Source organism: Gilliamella bombi (assembly GCF_900103255.1).
GTDB lineage: Bacteria > Pseudomonadota > Gammaproteobacteria > Enterobacterales > Orbaceae > Gilliamella > Gilliamella bombi.
This window is the reverse complement of sequence record NZ_FMWS01000076.1, coordinates 2,653-3,889: the sequence shown is the minus strand read 5'-3', so window position 1 is coordinate 3,889 and position 1,237 is coordinate 2,653. Positions and strand designations below refer to the sequence as shown.

The window sequence follows — 1,237 nt, the reverse complement described above, 5'->3', positions numbered from 1 at the left end:
TAATATTTTGGCGAGGATCAATGATTTTTTAGCTGAAAATAAAGATGATATTGAAAGTGTATCAATTACATTTTATCAAGAAAATTTAAGTGATGAAATTGTTGCTCAATATAGTAATGTTATTCCTGAGGTAAAAGCCTTAAACAATAAAAAATTATTAGCGAAATATAAATCAAAATCGATTTTGAGAGATGGTTATTATCAAGTTCTATTTAAAACCAAAGGAAACTTCTATAAGCAATCCAATACATTATCTGATCAATATTTATTACCAGAATCAATTACTGTATTTGTTAAATCAAATCATAAAAAAGAATCAGATATTGACATCCAGGGCGATATGATTGGTTTGATTATATTTCCAATTTTTATTCCTATGGCGATGGTTGGTTGCTTAATTGGTCCTTGCTAAAAAGTCTGTAGAAAAACATCGGCAAGTTTACTCTCCATGGTTGAAATGATCCTTCAAAAATATCATTAGGCGTTTTCCCCAATGGGATTACCTGTATTATAAATATTAATAAATCCCTTAACTTGTCGGCATTAATCATAGACACCAATTTCTTCTGCTTTGGCTATTAACTCATCTTTGCAATTGTAACTATTCCCTTAAATAGTACAGTCAAAAAGTAGAAAATCCCCTTTTACTTTTTGAATGTTTTGAATTTTGATAGCCAATAATTGCCTTTATCATATACACAACCAATTAAAACATTTCCTTCGGTTTTGATTGTTAATTCGCGACTATAACAATATTGTTTTTCAAAAGACCAATTTATATCAGCAATATCAAGATATTTCATAATAAGTTCAAAACTTGTTTCAGAATATATGATTATATTATTCAATAAAGTAACTGGATGACGAGCTAAATCAAATCCTATTGAATATATCTTGGAATTAACAACCATTATTTCCAGTGAATCGTAAAAATAAGAAAAACCTTCACTTTTTTTAAATTTATCAAAATAATATTTTTTACCCAAATCTTTTTTTTGAAAAATAGAATATATTTCTTTCTCTGGTAATTCTACTTTTAATCCCAAATATATCCCAGTCCTAAGAAAATCAGTTAAATCCATTTATTTTCTCCAGTATTTTTAAAAATTTAACCAATTCAATTAATTAGATTCTCACCAAAATATTAGACAGAGCCCACCTTGATGATGTATATAATTATAATAGATTTCAATATATTCAAATAGTGCTTTGTTAGTCAGCCTCCAGCTCCTTTAAG

General features: G+C 27.3%; 2 protein-coding genes. One reads left to right on the top strand and one right to left on the bottom strand.

Annotation, left to right across the window (positions count from 1 at the left end; genetic code table 11):
- Nucleotides 1-412 (top strand): restriction endonuclease subunit S domain-containing protein (locus B9N71_RS13110; protein WP_167370113.1); only part of this gene is annotated, 412 nt, incomplete at its 5' end.
- Between the two features lie 232 nt (nucleotides 413-644).
- On the opposite strand, the gene B9N71_RS11845 is transcribed toward B9N71_RS13110, so the two are convergent.
- Nucleotides 645-1,082: a hypothetical protein gene (locus B9N71_RS11845; protein WP_034915509.1), complete on the bottom strand. Its 438-nt coding sequence runs from the start codon at nucleotides 1,080-1,082 to the stop codon at nucleotides 645-647.
- Between the last annotated feature and the right edge of the window lie 155 nt (nucleotides 1,083-1,237).

Coding starts and splice junctions, on each gene's coding strand:
- B9N71_RS11845 (WP_034915509.1), bottom strand. CDS start 1,082: ATGGATTTAACTGATTTTCTTAGGACTGGGATATATTTGGGATTAAAA.